Raw genomic sequence first — 16,359 nt, forward strand, 5'->3', positions numbered from 1 at the left:
GCGTGACCGCACCCGAAGCAGACCTTTCCGGATGGGCAGCCGAACCGTTCACCGGCGGCGGCTATACCCATGACGTCTATCGCAAGGGCGCCGGCCCCGGGGTGGTGTTGATTCCCGAGATACCCGGGATCCATCCCGGCGTGCTGGGCCTGGGTAATCACCTGGTGGACAACGGTTTCACCGTCGCCATGCCGTCGCTGTTCGGTGAGCCGGGCAAGCCCAAGACCGTCGGCTACACGGCAGCCAGCGTCGCGCGGGCCTGTGTGGCAAAGGAATTCGCGGCATTCGCGACGAACAAGCAGCGGCCGGTGTCGTTATTCCTGCGTGCGCTGGCCCGTGATTTGAATGCGTCGACGCCGGGCAAGGGGGTGGGCGTGATCGGCAATTGTTTCACCGGCGGTTTCGCACTGGCCGCCGCGGTCGACGACAGCGTGCTGGCTCCGGTGCTCAGTCAGCCGTCGGTGCCCTTGCCGCTGGGCCTTGCGCGTCGCAGCGACACCGGGCTCAGTGAATCGGAAATCACCACGATCGCCAATCGCGCTGCCAATGATGGATTGTGCGCCATGGGTTTGCGATTCAGCGAGGATTGGATGTCCCCGCGTGACCGATTCAGCGCCCTCAAGGATCGCCTGGGCGACGCGTTCGAGGTGATCGAGATCGATTCACGCTCGGGCAACGCACACGGTTTCGGTAAGGCGGCGCACTCGGTGCTCACCGACGAGGTCCGGGAGGTCGACGGCCATCCTGCTTACGAGGCTCGCAAGCGGGTCGTCGAATTCCTCACTGCGCGGCTGACTTAACCTCTGACTCCTTCGCCTTTCGCCGCCGCCGCCAGGGGATGCGTGCGGGTGGTTCGTCGTCCGGGTTCACCAGCTCGACGCCCTGGTAGACCGCCAGGTAGACATCGATCGTCGTGACGATCAGGATCATCAGCACCGGCCCGATCACGATGCCCCAGGGGCCGAACATGGCGATACCGGCGAACACCGACAGCAGCATCAGCGCCGAATTGAGCCGGGCGTCCCGCGGTACCAGGACCGGGCGTAAGAAGTTGTCGATGTTGGTGACCACCAGTAGATGCCACAAGATGACGAACGCGCCGCCGAAGATGTTGCCGTAGAAGATCATTCCGATGCCGAACGGAATCGTCACGATGCCGCCGCCCAGCGGAATGATGGACAGCGCGGTCAGCAGAATCGCGAAAATGAAGAATCCGTGGTGGAATCCGGCGACGTAGATCGACCCTGCTCCCGCGACGCCTTGGCACAACGCGATCACGAACTGGCCGAACACGGTGCCGCGCACCATCGCTCCGGTCTTCTTCAGGTACAGATCCGTGACTTCTTCGCCCAGCGGGTTGAGCTGGCCGATCAACGTGCGCAACTTCTCCCGGTGCACCAGCAGCGCGAGAAAGACGTAGAGAAAGATGATCCCGTAGGTGATGGCACCGAAGACGCTTCCCGCCGCGCCCTGCAAGGCTTGCAGGAGCCACTGACCGACATTCTGGGCGCCGGTGACCATCGCCTTTCGCAGCATTTCCGCATTGATCGTGATGTGCAGGAAGGGAACTCGGGCAGCAAGGTCGTTGACGATGTGTAGGACTTTGTCGCCGAGCCCGCTCAGGTCGGTGTTCTTGACCCACCCGGAAATGCTGCCGACCATGCGGGAGATCTGAACAACGGCCAACACCATGAACAGCCCGACCGGCACGATCACGGCGGCTAGCGCCGACAACAAGGTGCACGCGGCGGACAAGCCGGTGCCGAGGCGTCGGTTGAACCAATTGAACAGCGGCGTGAACAAGTACGCGCCAACCGCGGCCACCACGATGAGCACGAAATAGTCGCGCAGGAAGTAGGCGCCGAACAGCAGCGCGATCAGCGTGAAAACCGCGAGGGCACGTTTCTGAGTCAGCGTGAATTCGGTGTTCATACGACCGTGCCGCCCTCCGCGTCGCCGTTTGTGCTGAACCTTAGCCCGCGGCGATGTTTTTCGGCAGCGTCCCGCCCGTACCTGCTACCGCTTGGCGGCGGCTTTGGCCATCTCGGCCTGCCGCTTCATCTGCTCGAACATCTCCACGTAGTACGACAGACACTCGGTCAACGCTTTCTCGGTGGTGAACAGCGGCTGGTAACCGAGGTCGCGGGAAGCCTTGGCGACCGAGAAGAAGTTGTCCAGGTACAGCCGCTCGACCGCCAGCGGCTCAAGCAGCGGCGCCGGTATTCCGAACCGGAAGTGCAGCCGCTGCCAGCCGGTCATGGCAGCGGCCACGATGGGCCCGTTGACCCGTATTCGCGGCCAGGGCTGCCCGCAGGCTTCCACCACCGGCCGGGCGAACTCGAACATATTGATCGGCTCGGCATCGTTGATGAAGTACGCCTCACCGGGAGCGGTGCCGCCGGGCACCAGATGTTGGGCGGCCAGGATGAAACCGTGAATCAGGTTGTGCACGTAGGAGTTATCCAGCCGGGCCGATTTGCGGCCGATCAGTACTTTGACGTGCCCGGCGATCACGCTCTCGAACAATTTGCGGAACATCGTCTGGTCGCCGCGGCCCCAGATGCCGCTGGGCCGGATCGCGCACGTTAGCATGCCGCTAACGCCGTTCTGGGACAACACGAATCGTTCGGCGACGACCTTGGTTTCGGTGTAGAGGTCATTGAACCGACTGGTGTAGGGCAGGGTCTCGTCGCCGTCGGCGATGTTCTGGCCGCCCATCACCACGCTGTTGGATGACGTATAGACGAATCGCTGCACGCCCGCGGCCTGCCCGGCGTCCACCAGATTCTGGGTGCCGCCGACGTTGATCGCGAAGCTGCGCTGACGGTATTCCTCGCTCACCGACCCGCCGCCCATCAGGTCGATGATCGCCGCGGTGTGGAACACCGTGTCGATGCCCTCCACCGCCTGTGCGCAGACGGCTTTGTCGGTGATGTCCGCCTGCAACACCTGCAGCTGTGGATGCGCGGCGAGCGGTGAAGGAGCGCGGTCGAAGGAACGTACCGAGTACCCGCGGTCGAGCAAGGTGGTCACCAGGTTGGCGCCGACGAACCCGGAGCCGCCGGTGACCAGGACGCGGCCGAGTTCGGTTGTCAGTGCTGCATCACCCATGCCGGATAGGATAACTGAAACACGTTCCAGTTCTGCAAAAGATCGCAGAATTTATTTTGCGGAAATGGCCGAGATTCAGGCTTCCTCGCCCTGCCCGGCCGCCAGTACGTCCGCTACTCGCTTGCGAGCTCCAGCTAAGTGCTCTTCGCACCGTTTTGCGAGTTCCTCGCCTCTTTCCCACAGCTTCAGCGATGCATCGAGGTCCAGTCCGCCCTGTTCCAAAAGGCGCACGACTTCGATCAGCTCGTCGCGGCACGCTTCATAGCCAAGCTGACTAATAGGAGTAACCGACGTGGCCCCTCCTGTGTCCAAGCCGCTGCCCGGACCGTCGTCTTCGTCAGTGACCATCGGTCAGCCCTTCACTTACCGCCGTTACGGCGCCGTCGGAGACCCGCACCCGCAGCCGGGTGCCGGGCGGCGCGTCGTCCGTGGAGCGTAGGACGCGCATGTCTTCGGAGGATCCGGCGGCGGGAACGGTCTGCACCACCGCGTAGCCGCGGGCCAGGGTGGCCGCCGGGCCCAGAGTGGCTAGCCGGGCGGACAGGTGGCCGACGCGTTCGGATTCGGCGGTGACCAGCCGCGTGATGTCGCGGCGCACCGCCGAGCGGGCGCGGTGGATTTCCTCGGCGCGAGCCGTCAGCGCGCTCAGCGGCTCGGCCAGCACCGGGCGGCTGCGCAACTGGGTCAGCGCGCGCTGTTCGCGAGATACCCAATTGCGCAGGGCCTGGGCGCTGCGCCGGCGCAGGTCATGGATTCCCCGCTGCTCTGCGGCGGTGTCCGGGACCATCCTCTTGGCCGCATCGGTGGGGGTGGCCGCGCGCAGATCGGCGACCAGATCACAGAGCGGATTGTCGGGCTCGTGGCCGACCGCGCTGATCACCGGCGTCCGGCAGGCCGCGATCGCGCGGCAGAGCGTCTCGTCGGAGAACGGCAGCAGGTCCTCGACGCTGCCGCCGCCACGGGCCAGCACGATCACGTCGACAGCCTGGTCGCGGTCGAGTTCGCGTAGCGCCTCGACGATCTGGGCGACCGCGTTGGGACCCTGAACAGCGGTGTTGCGCACGGCGAAACGCACCGCGGGCCAGCGGGCGCCGGCCACCGTCGTCACGTCGCGCTCGGCGGCACTGGCCCGGCCGGTGATCAACCCAATCATGTTCGGCAGGAAGGGAATAGGCCGTTTGAGTCTCGGGTCGAAGAGGCCTTCGGCGTCCAGCAGCCGACGCAGCCGGTCGATGCGGGCCAGCAACTCACCGACACCAACTGCGCGAATCTCGCTGAGCCGCAACGAGAATGTGCCGCGACCGGTGTAGAACGACGGCTTACCGCAGACAACTACCTGAGTGCCCTCAACCAATTTCACCGGCGCGCTCAGCACCAGATCGCGCGGACACGTCACGGTCAGCGACATGTCAGCGGCCGGGTCGCGCAACACCATGAACACGGTCTTGGATTGGGCGCGAATGTTGATCTGAGCCAACTGCCCTTCCACCCATACCGTCCCCAGCCTGTCGATCCAGCCCGCGACCCGGATCGCGACCGCGCGAACCGGGAAAGGGTTCTCGGCTGAGTTCGCCTCCGAATTGGCCGCGCGGGTCACTTCGCGGTCGCGCGGGTGATCCTGTTGGCCAGCAACGTCTCAAACGGCGCCCGGGCCTTGGTGGCCTGCTCGTAGGCGAGCAGGGCTTCGAGCTCGTCGACACCCAGCGATTGCACCCGGGCTCGCAGCTGGGCCAGCGTCAGCGTCGGATAGTCGAGTTCGGCGGCCACCGACGGCTCTGCAACCGACTTCTTCGATTGCTTCGCCGGCTTGTCGGGGGCGCCCGCGTCCCGCGCGGCATCGGCGACGGAGTACAGGGCGAACCGCCCCTCGGCCCGGCGATCGCCGCCGGCGCCGTCGGGCAATTCTGCGAAAGCGCTTTCGAGTGCTTCGGCCGTGTCCTCGTCGAATGTTGCCCAATCCGGCTTTTCATCTCGCGGCGGAAAAATCGATTCCAGGGTGGAGTCACCCTTGATCACCAGCTCCGCCAGATTCTGCTGAAATCGCATCACAATGTGCGCCGCCTGGCTGGCGATCGTCATCGGGTACATCAGGATCGTCTTCGGCAGCCTGATCGTCTCCTCGACGGCGACTGTCGCCGCGCCGACCAGCAGCCGAACTCCGTACGGTGCAGAAGCCATGGGTCCAAGATTGCCTTAACCGGCGGCTAACTCCAAGCCCAGCGCCGCGAGCTGGCGGCCCCGTGTCGGCAGAACGTACCCTGAATGCCATGGCGCCGACTGTCGACATGGGGATTCCCGGCGCATCCAGCTCAGTAGCGATCGATCCGATCGGTAAGCGGGTGCTGCTGGCAGAGCCCCGTGGCTACTGCGCGGGCGTGGATAGGGCCGTCGAGACGGTTGAGCGAGCCCTGGAAAAGCACGGCGCCCCGGTCTACGTGCGCCACGAGATCGTGCACAACCGGCATGTGGTGGACACCCTGCAAAAGGCCGGGGCGGTCTTCGTTCAGGAGACCAGCGAGGTGCCCGAGGGGGCCATCGTGGTGTTCTCGGCGCATGGCGTCGCGCCGACGGTGCATGTCGAGGCCGCCGAGCGGAACCTGCACACCATCGACGCCACCTGCCCGTTGGTCACCAAGGTGCATAACGAGGCTCGGCGGTTTGCCCGTGCCGATTACGACATCCTGTTGATCGGCCATGAGGGGCACGAGGAGGTCGTCGGCACCGCCGGCGAGGCTCCCGACCATGTGCAGCTGGTCGACGGGGTCGCCTCGGCGGACAAGGTGACGGTCCGCGACGAGGACAAAGTGATCTGGCTGTCGCAGACCACGCTGTCGGTCGACGAGACCATGGAAATCGTCCAGCGGCTCCGGCAGCGTTTCCCTAAACTGCAGGATCCGCCCAGCGACGACATTTGCTATGCGACCCAGAACCGGCAGGTCGCGGTCAAGGCGATGGCCCCCGAGTGTGAGCTGGTCATCGTCGTCGGGTCGGGCAACTCGTCGAATTCGGTGCGGCTGGTCGAAGTGGCGTTAGGTGGCGGCGCTGCGGCCGCTCACCTGGTCGACTGGGCCGACGATATCGACCCGGCGTGGTTGGCGGGTGTCACCACGGTAGGGGTGACCTCCGGAGCATCTGTTCCCGAGGTTCTGGTGCGGGGGGTGCTGGAGCGGCTCGCCGAATGCGGCTACGGCGTGGTGCAACCGGTCACGACGGCCCAGGAGACCTTGGTGTTCGCGCTGCCCCGCGAAATCCGGTCACTGCTTAAATAGCCTTCTCTCCCAACACTTCTCGCGATGTCCTCGCTGGGCCGGGTGGTTGGCAGAAACGCGACTTAGGCGTCGTACTCCCAGGATTCGGCCGGGGGTCGTTCCTGGGGCCGGCCATTTGTCCGTGATCGACCGCGGCGATCGGTGCGCGGCTCGTCCGACGGGCCCGATCCGCGGTAACGGACCTGCGATATCGGGTGGTGCGTGGGGTTGGCGCCGTTGGTCCCGTTCGGCGCGGCGCCACGGCGCCGAGGCTCCGACGCGGGCTGATAGGACTCGTACGGCTCATAGGACTGGTAGCGATTGAACTGCTGAGGCGCCCCGGGCGGCTCGTACATGTCGTAGCCATCTAAGCGACTGCCGCGCGGCGCCGAGCGCTCGTAGGGATTGCGGCGGTGCGGGTCACGACCTTCCCGCTGCGACTGCTCGCGTGGGTCCGGATCGGCCGGCAGCCTCGGGCGGCGTCGCGACCGGCGTGGCGGGTCGGCGGGATCGAAGTCACCGGGCGGGGCCTGGCGCCGGCGGCGCTGCCGCTCGCCCATGGGTTCGTGCTCGTCCTCCGGCGATGGGCGGGCATGCCGGGATCGGGTTCGGGCGGAAGCCGCGGCCGACCGACCGCTGCGCGTCGTTCGGCCGCTCCTGGCGGTGGCTCTCGCCGGGCTCCGCTGCGAGTCGGCGGACGGCGCGTCGTCGGCATCGTCTTCGGACGACGCGACACCGAGCAGCGAGTTCAGTTTCGTGCTGATGGAGTGGATGAAGGACGACTTTGCGACGGTGGCAGCGCCGTCAGTCGGACTGTCCACCGCAGTCGCGCGGTGCGACGCCGCGAAGTACCACCTGATCAGGCCGATCAGCAGGACGCCGCCGGCGGTGCCCAGCATCAGCGGGAAGCGCTCGATGAGCGGATAGCCGCAGTTGATCAGGAGGTCTTTGAGGCTGCCGATTTTGCCCCCGTGGAACAGCCAGTAGGCGCCCGGCACCGCGCAGAAAAGGATCAGCGGCGGCTGGATGACCGCGGTGAACAGGCCATCCTGACGTACGGCCAGCACCCCAGCCACGCAGCCCGCTATATAGAGGCAGGCGAAGATGCCCGTCAGCTCCTTGTGGCCGGATCCGGAGTCGATTCCATACCCGATGGCAGTCGCGGTAATGGCGATGAGCAGGGCTATCCACGCAGGCACACCCGGAATGCCCGGGTGGATCGAGCGATGGGCAGCTTCTGCCGCCGAGGTTCCCCGCTGCGCTGACACATGTCGACCGTACCGGCAATGGGCGGAAACGCCCGTAAATACCTTGTTAGGGATCCCGGGCGTGGCATGCCGTTACGCGTCGAAAATGATCCGCGGCGGCCGACCCTGGCGCTGAGCCCTAAACTTGGTTCCCCGTGAGCCTGAGCCTGGGAATTGTGGGTCTGCCCAACGTCGGCAAGTCGACCCTGTTTAACGCGCTGACCCGCAACAACGTGGTGGCAGCCAACTATCCGTTCGCCACCATCGAACCGAACGAGGGCGTCGTGTCACTGCCCGATCCGCGACTCGACAAGCTGGCGGAGCTGTTTCGGTCCGAGCGCATCGTTGCGGCGCCGGTCACCTTCGTCGACATCGCCGGAATCGTGAAGGGCGCCTCCGAGGGCGCTGGGCTCGGCAACAAGTTCCTGGCCAACATCCGTGAGTGTGACGCGATCTGTCAGGTGGTGCGGGTGTTCGCTGACGACGACGTCGTGCACGTCGACGGCAAGGTCGATCCGGGCTCCGACATCGAGGTGATCGAGACCGAGTTGATCCTCGCTGACATGCAGACGCTGGAGAAGGCCATCCCGCGGTTGGAAAAAGAAGCCCGCAACAACAAGGAGCGCAAGTCCCTGCACGAGGCGGCCGTCGCTGCCGAGGCGGTGCTGAACTCCGGCAAGACGCTCTTCGCGGCCGGTGCCGACGCGTCACTGCTGCGCGAGCTGAACCTGATGACGACCAAGCCGTTTCTGTACGTGTTCAATGCCGACGAGTCCGTGCTGACCGACGATGCCCGCAAGGCAGAGCTAAGCGCGATGGTGGCACCTGCCGACGCGGTGTTCCTCGACGCGAAGATCGAATCCGAACTGGTTGAACTCGACGCCGAGTCGGCCGCGGAGTTGCTCGAATCCATCGGGCAGACCGAGCGGGGGCTCGATGCGTTGGCACGGGCGGGCTTTCACACACTCAAGTTGCAGACCTACCTGACAGCGGGCCCAAAAGAGTCGCGGGCGTGGGTGATTCATCAAGGCGATACCGCACCCAAGGCCGCCGGGGTGATCCACACCGACTTCGAGAAGGGTTTCATCAAAGCCGAAATCGTGTCCTACGACGACCTGATCGCGGCCGGATCAATGGCGGCAGCCAAGGCAGCCGGCAAGGTCCGGATGGAAGGCAAGGACTACGTGATGGCCGACGGCGACGTCGTGGAATTCCGTTTCAACGTCTAGTCACCAGAAGAAGTGAGGCCGCACTGTCGGAGCCGTCGAGCCTCAGTGCGCAGTCGCCTCTAGGTGCAAAAATATTGTCTGTTGAGCACACAATTCGACGGTGGTGAGTAGGAACCGCTCAGCACACCCCTCATACCACCGGTGGCTGAACCACCAGGAGCAATGCTGCGATTCCAATTCGCGGGGGTGATCACAAAGTGAGTACCAGATTGCGCAAAGGTGCTATTCCACGTGTGCGAAATACCTTCTCCCGCCGGCAAGTCGAATTCGAGCCTCCAATCGGAGAGCTCCGTCGTGCTGGCGTTGGTGATGGTGAAGTTGGCGATGAAACCGGTCTGCCAGGTATGTTCCACCGACAACGTCGCCGTGGCCGCCGCCGCATGAGCTACGGGGGCGATGGCGAGTCCGAGGATGACGACTATCAATGCCGACACGGTAGCGTGAAGCGCTGTGCGCCAGGGCTTCACGTAATTGTTCAGTCCGGCCATAGCAGCCAACAGTAAAGCCAAGCGGGCGATATCGGCCCTCGCATCGCGGGTAAGCTGCCGTACCTTTGCTCAACCGAAACCATCATGAAATTTTCCCTCGATCCCGGCGAACTGGACGGCGCGCACGTCGAAATGGCTCTGGCGGCCGCGTCGTTTGTCGGAGGGAGCGCTTAGCATGCCTCAAACAGGACACTGCTCGCCGGGCGACACCGCCACGGCCTTGAGGGGGGATTTCGTGAAGTTCATTTCGACCCGCATCATCACCGCCGACGTCAATCGACTCGTCGACTTCTACGAAATGGTCACCGAAGTCTCAGCGGTATGGGGGAACGAGCTGTTCGCCGAGATTCCGACGCCGGTCGGAGCACTGGCCATCGGCAGCGACAAGACCGTGCCGCTGTTCGGAGATGGATCCGCCGAGCCGGCGGCCAACCGGAGCGCGATCCTTGAGTTCATCGTCGAGGACGTGGACGCGGAGTACGAGCGGCTGCGCGGACGCGTGGGCGAGGTCGTGACCGAGCCGACCACCATGCCGTGGGGTAACCGCGCACTGCTATTCCGCGATCCGGACGGAAACCTCATCAATCTGTTCACCCCTGTTACAGATGCTGCCCGCGCCAAGTTCGGGCTGTGAGGATGTGACGGTTATCGCGACCCTTCCGCAGAGAAGACGTCGATCGACCGCACGGGCTTCAACATCACCAGCGGGATTTGACGATTAGTTGACTGCTGATAGGTAAGGTACGGCGGGTACAGGTGGGCCATGTACGCCCACACCTGATGGCGCTCCTCACCTTCGGGTTGCCGCCACGTAGCCTCGAACGCTTGGGTCGCGATCTGGACACCAATCGTGTTGCTCTCCAAGATATTCAAGTACCACCCCGGATGCGTGTCGGCGCCGCCCTTCGATGCGACGATCACAATCTCGCCGCCGACGTTGCCGTAGATCAACGGCCTGACATAGACCTTCGCGGACTTGCGACCCGCACACTTGATCAAGCAGTGTGTGGTCAGCGCGCGGCCCCCGACCGCACTCACGTCCAAGATGTGGCCCCGCGCGCCACCGGAGGTCAGATAGGCCTTGAGGTGGTCGCTGATCCAGTCACCTCGCGCCGCTCGGATCGCCGCGGCATCGGCGTCGCCCATGGAAGACTCCTGAATGTAGACGGGGGCGAAGGTGATTGGACCGAATCTGCGTCGCTGACTTCGCCAGGCCGAATCATGTAACCATGCGCCCGCCCAGTTGGTTGGGGCGGCCAACGAAGTCCGATCGGTCAGGTCTGTCGGAGGGCATGCACGCCCGACAGTGAGCCGCCCAGTTGCATTAGCCTGCCGCCGTTGCTGAGGTCCCCTACCGCGACCGGGGCGAAGCCGAGTCCCTCGACGAACTCGGCGACGGCTGTGCGTGCGGCGTTGTCGTCGCCGGCGTAGAACACGATCTGCGTGCCCTCAGCGTGGTGTGGGTCGGCTTTGATGTAACTGGCGAACATCGCGTTGAAGGCCTTGATTACGGTGGCCCCGGAAAGGTGACGGGCCACCCATTCGCTGCCGGTCTCGTCGCCAAGGTCGACGAATCCGGCGTAGGTCGGTTCGTATTCCGCGAATTGGTTGGTGGCGTCGATCACGATCCGCCCCGACCAGTCAGGCACGACGTCGACCAACTCGGGAACCCTGAGGAACGGGATCGCCACGATCACCAGGTCGGCGTCCGCCGCCTCGCGCACCGTCACGGCGAGCGCTCCCTCGCCAAGCGCACTAACGACCTCGGCGAGGGTGGCCGGGCCTCGGCTGTTGCTGATGAGAACACGGAATCCGGCGTTGACTGCGTGACTGGCGAGCGCCCTTGCGACCTCACCCGAACCTATGAATCCGACACTTTCGATCATGGAGTGAATCCTTTCATCGTGACAAGCTCCGTGGCCGATGGCCCCGTCCGGCTTCGGCGAGCCCCAGAACTGGGCGGGTCGCAAAGCCGTTGATAGGCAACGGCTTGCACTCGGGGATGCCCAGTCCGGCCGCGACCTTCGTGGCGAGCCATCTCTCACGCACGTGTCGGAGATGACGGTGACGTGGTGCAATTCCGGTTCAATGTCTAGCGGTGAAGCCCCGGGCCGACCATTCTTAGGAGATGGCGACGGTAAAGCACACGAGACCGTGGGTTCGGCTCTGCACCGGGATGGTGGCGGGCTGCGGGCTGGCGATGTCCGCTTTGGGCCTGGCCGGCGGTGTCGCCCAGGGGGCCCCGGCTCCCGCGCCCAGCAACCACTGGTGCCCCGGTCAGCAATGGGACCCGGCCTGGGGCACCAACTACCACTGGGACTGGAATCAGTGCCACGACTGGCAAGGTCCGGCTCCGGCGGGCTGGGGACCCTGGGGGCCCCCGCCGCCGTGGGCGCCACCAGCTCCGCCTCCACCGGCCTGGGCGCCCCAGGCTCACCTGATGTGGAACCCGACTTCGGGTGCTTGGGGATTCTTTAACAACGGCATATGGACTCCGGTTTGATCCAACGCCACGTCGTTCTAGTTGCTTCAGTCGCTTGCGCGTGGACATGGACAGGGAGTTGACGTGGTCGAGGAACCGCAGTTGAAGGTGGAACGCGACGGAAGCGTCGTCGTGCTTACGATGAACAATCCGCGTCGACGAAATGCGCTGACGCCGAACATGATCACGTTGATGGCCCAGGCGTGGAATGAGATCGACGACGACGATGGCGTTCGCGTTGCGATCCTCACGGGTGCGGGATCGTCGTACTGCGTCGGCGGTGATCTCGATGACGGATGGATGGTGCGCGGACCCAAGGCAGACAAAGGTGACGTGCCCGCTGCAGATGCCAAGCCGGCTCGCAGCGCCATCAGTGAGGGCCTGCTGCTGAGCCGTTCCCTCGCGAAGCCGTTGATCGCGGCGGTCAACGGTCCATGCTTAGGTGGTGGCTGTGAAATGTTGCAGCAGACTGACATTCGGATTGCGGAGGAGCACGCGGTCTTCGGTCTGCCCGAGGCCAAGTGGGGGCTCATTGCCGGTGCCGGCTCGACCGTGCGGCTCAAGCGCCAAATCCCCTACACCAAAGCCATGGAAATGATCCTGACCGGCGATCCACTGACGGCGGCGGAGGCCTACCACTTCGGTCTGGTTGGTCATGTGGTCCCAACCGGTCACTCGTTGGACAAGGCCCTCGAGATCGCCGCTCGCGTCGCCGCCAATGGGCCCTTGGCGGTCCAGAATGCCAAGGCCTCGGTGATCAACAGCGGATGGATCGACGAGGAGGACGCGCGCCGGATCGAGCAGCGATTCGTCGTCGAGGTGGTTCGCTCCGCGGATGCCAAGGAGGGATTGGCTGCCTTCGGAGCCAAGAGAGAACCGCGGTTCACGGGCAAGTAACTGGTGTGACCGGTCGAGATCGCTTGCTCGCCTAATCGATTCGCTCGACCCACTGAGCACGCGATGGCCCAGGCTCGAAGGCGTCGCCAAAGTATTGCGTCTCGCGGACGACCTCGCCATCGTCGAACTCCATGATGCTGACGACGTAGAAGGGCTGGCCGTCATAGGTCAAGACGAGTTCGCTGATCCAGAGGTCGCCGCCCCCCAGGATCCGCCGCACGGTGAACCGCTTCGCATTCGGCTGAGCGGCGCGGGAAGCCTGAATGTTGTCGCGACCACGGATCCGCTCACCCGATTGTGGATACTCGAGAACCGCGTCGGCCCGATAGATCCGATGCTCCGCGTCGAAGTCGTTCGCATCCGAAGCTGCCCAATGGGTTTCAAGAGCGCCCCGCACGTCTGCGTCCATGGCGACCTTTCTGCCCGGAGTTCCTGGTGTTCAAGGATAGGTCGCTCGATGTCGACCGGGCGGCCTGATCGTGTCGACACACAGTAGGGTCGCCGCATGCCGCTGCACTACGTCGACCCGACCAAGGAGTACGGCCGCTGGTACCGGGCTCTGGAACGCTTCGGTCGCTCGCGCGCGAGCGGATTCATAGCGCGACATCTGTTATGGCACATCGACCCGTGGCTGCACCGCGCCACCGGCGGGCGCTACCCAGCCATCCTTGGCGGGCTTTCCTCGGCCCCGTTGATCAGCACCGGTGCCAAATCAGGTCAGCCGCGCGAGCATCAACTCGCGTACTTCCACGACGGGTCTGACGCGATCCTGGTCGCCTCGTATTTGGGTGAACCAAAGAATCCGCAGTGGTACCACAACCTGAAGGCGCATCCCGAATGCCAACTCGGCGACGAGGACTTCATCGCCGCGGAGGTCACCGAGCCCGACGAATACGAGCGCCTGTACGCCCTTGCCGAGCATGTTTGCGTCAATTACGGCGACTACCGCGTAAAGGCTGCCGCGGTCGGGCGACGGATCCCGGTCTTTCGCCTCAAGCCCGTTTAGGGTTGCGCTCAGGCGGTCGGCTAGCGCGGCTTGAGCCGGAACATCGGGATCTGCCGACCGACGGGTGCCGTCGCGGCACGGTAATCGCTGTACCCGGCATAGACCTGCTCGGCCAGCTGGTAAAGCCTTGCGTATTCCTCAGGGTCGGTGACTCGGGAGGCGGTAAAACCTTGTCCACCGAACTCGCACTCGGGATGCGCCTTCAGGTTGTGGTACCACTGCGGATGTTTGCTTCCGCCGTAGTTCGAGGCCGTCAGGATCACATCGGCCCCGTCGTGGAAGTAGGTGAGCTGCACCTCCCGCCGCTGGCCCGACTTCGCCCCGGTCGACACAAGCGGCGCATTGATGATCGCGCCCATGTTCACCCGGCCCCCGGTTAGCCGGAACAAATGCGGGTCGGTGCGGCGGGCGATGTGACGGGCGATGAACTGGCCCGCACGTGAGCGCCCGAAACGGACACTGGCCCGGTAAACGGGACCGCGCTTCTTATGTGGATCCACGTAACGAGGTGGCACGCGTGCAACCGTACCGCTCGAAGTAGGCCCCGAATGAAAGGGTTGCTGAGCCAGGCCAGTGGCCTGGTTGCAACCGGCTCAGCACTTCCGTTTCCGGAAATATGCATTGCCGTGACATATTTGCTGTAAGTGCGGTGCACGCCATTATTTAATTGGTACGTGACGCGCGCCACAAATTTTGTCTTGCTAACTAGTTTGTTGCTAGTGTCCCTCCGCATGTTCGTTCTTGCATCGTTGGTATCGCTAATCAATCAGGTTTCGGGAACGCCCTATATTGTGGGTGGAGATTCTCCCGCGGGCACCGATTGCTCGGGACTTGTCTCGTGGGTTGTCAATGCGGCAACCGACAGGCCGGTTTTCGGGGATCGATTTAATACAGGAAACGAGGAAGGCGCGTTATTGGCGCGCGGCTTTCAATATGGAACGGCTCCCAACGCGTTGGTAGTCGGGTGGAACGGTGGCCACACGGCCGCGACCTTGCCGGACGGAACCCCCGTGTCCAGCGGTGAACGCGGTGGGGTGCACATTGGTGGCGCGGGCGCTTACCAGCCCGGATTCACCCACCACATGTTCTTGCCGATGCCGCCCGACGGCGAGGGTCCTCCGCTTCCGCTGCCGGATGCGCCGCCTCCGCCGCCGGACGCACCACCTCCGCCGCCGGATGCGCCGCCCGTTCTGGTCGGTGCCGTGGCGCCCGCACCGCCGGCTCCGCCGGCTCCGGAATTGCCGCCGCCCGGCGATCCCAGAATTCCGAATTGATAAAGGTTTGAATTATGCGCGTGATGTTTTACGTCGCAGATAAAACTGCGACGTGGATCACACTAATTGCATTGCGCGCTTGGCATCCGTGAAGTAGTCGTGAAAATCGGCTCGTTGTGGGCTGTGTCACATTAGACTGAGCGTCATCGCAGATTCGACTATCGCAGGATCAATGCAAAGTCCGCCTAGGCGTCCATTGAGACATCTAGGCGGACTTTGCTGTAGCACGGCGAAACAGGGGTCACACGGACCCTAAATGCCACTCCCGTCACAGCGTGCGAGTCGTCTCTGGCGGCCCGTATATCCTGGCGCTGCCCACCGGGTAAGCAAGCGCACTGGAAGCTGCGAGCACAAGCGGGGAACGCATGATCTTCATTGTCGTCAAGTTCGAAACCAAGCCCGACTGGACCGAACGCTGGCCGGACCTGGTCGCCTCGTTCACCGCTGCGACTCGCGCCGAAGCGGGCAACCTGTGGTTCGAGTGGTCCCGCAGCCTGGACAACTCGGCGGAGTATGTCTTGGTCGAGGGGTTCCGCGATGGCGACGCCGGCAGCGTCCACGTCAACAGCGACCACTTCAAGCAGGCCCTACAAGACCTGCCGCAGGCGCTGAAGTCCACGCCCAAGATCATCAGTCAGACGATCGACGCGACAGGCTGGTCCGAAATGGGCGAGATGTCGGTCGGCTGACCTCAGTCGACCGAGATGGCGATTTCGTCGCCCAGCCGATAGCCCGGTGCCAGCGGGAGCGTGTCGCCGCTCCAGAACTTGCCCGGGTCGAACCAGTTGGTGTCCTTGTCGGTGAGCAGCAGCCCCATCTCCTCGTAGGTGATCGCCACCGTCTCCGCGCAGTAGGCGGTAGCGAGGCTCATCTTGCGCTCTTCGCGACGCCGTCGGGTCTGCTCGCGAACTTTCCTGTCCACCACCGGGATTCCGCGCACCCAATCGTTGATGGTCGGAACCCGGCCGCGAAACCAGCGGGCGGTCAGCCGGGCGGTGGTGGGGAAGGCGGTCCCGTCCATGCGCGCAATTACCCGCAGCAGTTCATTCTCCTGTTGGCGGGTGGCATAGGGCGTCAGCTGGCGCAGCCAGCACCGCTGGTGGTAGCGCTGTGTCCACTGCAGGACCGCCTGCCGTAGATCGTTGAGCTGCACACCGCGGTGATTGGTGCCGGTCCACATATCGGTGAGCTTGTCGCCCAGTTCGGCATGCCAGATCAGTGGCGGCAGGTCGTCGACGGCCACTGTCATACCAACGTGATTGACCGGGGCGTTCGTCAACGTCTGGATCGCCCGATCGGGTCCCGACTCGCCGCGGAACAGCCAAAGATCGCCCGTCCGCGTTTCGCTCAGCGCCTGGTCAAGAGTCAGCATATTGA

Annotated in this window: 21 protein-coding genes; 9 read left to right on the top strand and 12 right to left on the bottom strand. The window is 64.2% G+C overall.

The genetic code is table 11. The features are described 5' to 3' along the window. Positions 1-2: 2 nt before the first annotated feature. The gene (locus ACTXG5_RS12155) at positions 3-800 is read left to right on the top strand and encodes a dienelactone hydrolase family protein (protein WP_445163879.1); all 798 of its coding nucleotides are present in this window, start codon (positions 3-5) and stop codon (positions 798-800) included. Here ACTXG5_RS12155 and ACTXG5_RS12160 read toward each other — a convergent pair. The 5 genes from ACTXG5_RS12160 to ACTXG5_RS12180 form a co-directional block, all read right to left on the bottom strand. After that, the gene (locus ACTXG5_RS12160; RefSeq protein ID WP_445163880.1) at positions 781-1,932 is read right to left on the bottom strand and encodes an AI-2E family transporter; all 1,152 of its coding nucleotides are present in this window, start codon (positions 1,930-1,932) and stop codon (positions 781-783) included. The two genes, ACTXG5_RS12155 and ACTXG5_RS12160, sit on opposite strands and share 20 nt — an antisense overlap. 84 nt (positions 1,933-2,016) lie before the next feature. Then, a complete protein-coding gene (locus tag ACTXG5_RS12165; protein WP_445164384.1) occupies positions 2,017-3,123 on the bottom strand; it encodes a 3-beta-hydroxysteroid dehydrogenase in 1,107 nt (368 codons plus the stop codon). A 63-nt stretch (positions 3,124-3,186) separates the two neighbouring features. Next, positions 3,187-3,459, bottom strand: a complete 273-nt coding sequence (locus ACTXG5_RS12170) for an exodeoxyribonuclease VII small subunit (RefSeq protein WP_445163881.1) — start codon at positions 3,457-3,459, stop codon at positions 3,187-3,189. Beyond that, positions 3,449-4,708, bottom strand: a complete 1,260-nt coding sequence (xseA, locus tag ACTXG5_RS12175) for an exodeoxyribonuclease VII large subunit (RefSeq protein ID WP_445163882.1) — start codon at positions 4,706-4,708, stop codon at positions 3,449-3,451. Before xseA ends, ACTXG5_RS12170 begins: the two co-directional genes overlap by 11 nt. Beyond that, positions 4,705-5,289 carry a lipid droplet-associated protein gene (locus ACTXG5_RS12180; RefSeq protein ID WP_445163883.1) on the bottom strand — a complete coding sequence of 195 codons (585 nt, stop codon included), beginning with the start codon at positions 5,287-5,289 and terminating at the stop codon, positions 4,705-4,707. The genes xseA and ACTXG5_RS12180 overlap by 4 nt, the downstream gene beginning before the upstream one ends. A gap of 89 nt (positions 5,290-5,378) precedes the next feature. On the opposite strand from ACTXG5_RS12180, the gene ACTXG5_RS12185 reads away from it, so the two are divergent. Next, positions 5,379-6,380, top strand: a complete 1,002-nt coding sequence (locus ACTXG5_RS12185) for a 4-hydroxy-3-methylbut-2-enyl diphosphate reductase (protein ID WP_445163884.1) — start codon at positions 5,379-5,381, stop codon at positions 6,378-6,380. A gap of 62 nt (positions 6,381-6,442) precedes the next feature. Here ACTXG5_RS12185 and ACTXG5_RS12190 read toward each other — a convergent pair whose 3' ends face one another. Continuing rightward, positions 6,443-7,627 carry a DUF6542 domain-containing protein gene (locus ACTXG5_RS12190; RefSeq protein ID WP_445163885.1) on the bottom strand — a complete coding sequence of 395 codons (1,185 nt, stop codon included), beginning with the start codon at positions 7,625-7,627 and terminating at the stop codon, positions 6,443-6,445. Positions 7,628-7,761: 134 nt separating this feature from the next. Here ACTXG5_RS12190 and ychF point away from each other — a divergent pair, with 134 nt between their 5' ends. Then, positions 7,762-8,835, top strand: a complete 1,074-nt coding sequence (gene ychF / locus ACTXG5_RS12195) for a redox-regulated ATPase YchF (protein ID WP_445163886.1) — start codon at positions 7,762-7,764, stop codon at positions 8,833-8,835. Between the two features lie 59 nt (positions 8,836-8,894). On the opposite strand, the gene ACTXG5_RS12200 is transcribed toward ychF, so the two are convergent. Next, a complete protein-coding gene (locus tag ACTXG5_RS12200) occupies positions 8,895-9,323 on the bottom strand; it encodes a cellulose-binding domain-containing protein (RefSeq protein ID WP_445163887.1) in 429 nt (142 codons plus the stop codon). A 235-nt stretch (positions 9,324-9,558) separates the two neighbouring features. On the opposite strand from ACTXG5_RS12200, the gene ACTXG5_RS12205 reads away from it, so the two are divergent. After that, positions 9,559-9,957, top strand: a complete 399-nt coding sequence (locus tag ACTXG5_RS12205) for a VOC family protein (RefSeq protein WP_445163888.1) — start codon at positions 9,559-9,561, stop codon at positions 9,955-9,957. 11 nt (positions 9,958-9,968) lie between these two features. Here ACTXG5_RS12205 and ACTXG5_RS12210 read toward each other — a convergent pair whose 3' ends face one another. After that, positions 9,969-10,469 (bottom strand): nitroreductase/quinone reductase family protein, encoded by a 501-nt coding sequence (locus ACTXG5_RS12210; RefSeq protein WP_445163889.1) that lies wholly within the window; start codon positions 10,467-10,469, stop codon positions 9,969-9,971. 128 nt (positions 10,470-10,597) lie between these two features. Next, a complete protein-coding gene (locus ACTXG5_RS12215) occupies positions 10,598-11,209 on the bottom strand; it encodes an NADPH-dependent F420 reductase (protein WP_445163890.1) in 612 nt (203 codons plus the stop codon). Between the two features lie 242 nt (positions 11,210-11,451). On the opposite strand from ACTXG5_RS12215, the gene ACTXG5_RS12220 reads away from it, so the two are divergent. Both ACTXG5_RS12220 and ACTXG5_RS12225 read left to right on the top strand, forming a co-directional pair. Beyond that, positions 11,452-11,826, top strand: a complete 375-nt coding sequence (locus ACTXG5_RS12220; protein ID WP_445163891.1) for a hypothetical protein — start codon at positions 11,452-11,454, stop codon at positions 11,824-11,826. A 63-nt stretch (positions 11,827-11,889) separates the two neighbouring features. Beyond that, positions 11,890-12,702, top strand: coding sequence for an enoyl-CoA hydratase-related protein (locus ACTXG5_RS12225; RefSeq protein ID WP_445163892.1), 813 nt, complete (start codon positions 11,890-11,892; stop codon positions 12,700-12,702). 31 nt (positions 12,703-12,733) lie between these two features. Here ACTXG5_RS12225 and ACTXG5_RS12230 read toward each other — a convergent pair whose 3' ends face one another. Then, positions 12,734-13,111 (bottom strand): nuclear transport factor 2 family protein, encoded by a 378-nt coding sequence (locus ACTXG5_RS12230; protein ID WP_445163893.1) that lies wholly within the window; start codon positions 13,109-13,111, stop codon positions 12,734-12,736. Positions 13,112-13,207: 96 nt separating this feature from the next. Here ACTXG5_RS12230 and ACTXG5_RS12235 point away from each other — a divergent pair, with 96 nt between their 5' ends. Next, the gene (locus ACTXG5_RS12235) at positions 13,208-13,708 is read left to right on the top strand and encodes a nitroreductase/quinone reductase family protein (RefSeq protein WP_445163894.1); all 501 of its coding nucleotides are present in this window, start codon (positions 13,208-13,210) and stop codon (positions 13,706-13,708) included. Between the two features lie 20 nt (positions 13,709-13,728). Here ACTXG5_RS12235 and ACTXG5_RS12240 read toward each other — a convergent pair whose 3' ends face one another. Beyond that, on the bottom strand, positions 13,729-14,223 hold the full coding sequence (locus tag ACTXG5_RS12240; RefSeq protein WP_445163895.1) for a nitroreductase/quinone reductase family protein: 495 nt from the start codon (positions 14,221-14,223) through the stop codon (positions 13,729-13,731). A 216-nt stretch (positions 14,224-14,439) separates the two neighbouring features. Here ACTXG5_RS12240 and ACTXG5_RS12245 point away from each other — a divergent pair, with 216 nt between their 5' ends. Then, positions 14,440-14,982, top strand: a complete 543-nt coding sequence (locus ACTXG5_RS12245; RefSeq protein WP_445163896.1) for a peptidoglycan endopeptidase — start codon at positions 14,440-14,442, stop codon at positions 14,980-14,982. Positions 14,983-15,347: 365 nt separating this feature from the next. After that, the gene (locus ACTXG5_RS12250; protein ID WP_445163897.1) at positions 15,348-15,671 is read left to right on the top strand and encodes a putative quinol monooxygenase; all 324 of its coding nucleotides are present in this window, start codon (positions 15,348-15,350) and stop codon (positions 15,669-15,671) included. Between the two features lie 2 nt (positions 15,672-15,673). Here ACTXG5_RS12250 and ACTXG5_RS12255 read toward each other — a convergent pair whose 3' ends face one another. Then, positions 15,674-16,354, bottom strand: coding sequence for a guanylate cyclase (locus ACTXG5_RS12255; RefSeq protein WP_445163898.1), 681 nt, complete (start codon positions 16,352-16,354; stop codon positions 15,674-15,676). Positions 16,355-16,359: the final 5 nt, after the last annotated feature.

It is taken from the genome of Mycobacterium sp. Dal123C01 (assembly GCF_052566995.1).

What these genes read in the sequence shown, in the direction of transcription:
- ACTXG5_RS12160 (WP_445163880.1), bottom strand. Translation starts at nt 1,932, where the DNA reads ATGAACACCGAATTCACGCTGACTCAGAAACGTGCCCTCGCGGTTTTC.
- ACTXG5_RS12170 (WP_445163881.1), bottom strand. Translation starts at nt 3,459, where the DNA reads ATGGTCACTGACGAAGACGACGGTCCGGGCAGCGGCTTGGACACAGGA.
- ACTXG5_RS12180 (WP_445163883.1), bottom strand. Translation starts at nt 5,289, where the DNA reads ATGGCTTCTGCACCGTACGGAGTTCGGCTGCTGGTCGGCGCGGCGACA.
- ACTXG5_RS12185 (WP_445163884.1), top strand. Translation starts at nt 5,379, where the DNA reads ATGGCGCCGACTGTCGACATGGGGATTCCCGGCGCATCCAGCTCAGTA.
- ACTXG5_RS12200 (WP_445163887.1), bottom strand. Translation starts at nt 9,323, where the DNA reads ATGGCCGGACTGAACAATTACGTGAAGCCCTGGCGCACAGCGCTTCAC.
- ACTXG5_RS12210 (WP_445163889.1), bottom strand. Translation starts at nt 10,469, where the DNA reads ATGGGCGACGCCGATGCCGCGGCGATCCGAGCGGCGCGAGGTGACTGG.
- ACTXG5_RS12215 (WP_445163890.1), bottom strand. Translation starts at nt 11,209, where the DNA reads ATGATCGAAAGTGTCGGATTCATAGGTTCGGGTGAGGTCGCAAGGGCG.
- ACTXG5_RS12220 (WP_445163891.1), top strand. Translation starts at nt 11,452, where the DNA reads ATGGCGACGGTAAAGCACACGAGACCGTGGGTTCGGCTCTGCACCGGG.
- ACTXG5_RS12230 (WP_445163893.1), bottom strand. Translation starts at nt 13,111, where the DNA reads ATGGACGCAGACGTGCGGGGCGCTCTTGAAACCCATTGGGCAGCTTCG.
- ACTXG5_RS12235 (WP_445163894.1), top strand. Translation starts at nt 13,208, where the DNA reads ATGCCGCTGCACTACGTCGACCCGACCAAGGAGTACGGCCGCTGGTAC.
- ACTXG5_RS12245 (WP_445163896.1), top strand. Translation starts at nt 14,440, where the DNA reads ATGTTCGTTCTTGCATCGTTGGTATCGCTAATCAATCAGGTTTCGGGA.
- ACTXG5_RS12250 (WP_445163897.1), top strand. Translation starts at nt 15,348, where the DNA reads ATGATCTTCATTGTCGTCAAGTTCGAAACCAAGCCCGACTGGACCGAA.
- ACTXG5_RS12255 (WP_445163898.1), bottom strand. Translation starts at nt 16,354, where the DNA reads ATGCTGACTCTTGACCAGGCGCTGAGCGAAACGCGGACGGGCGATCTT.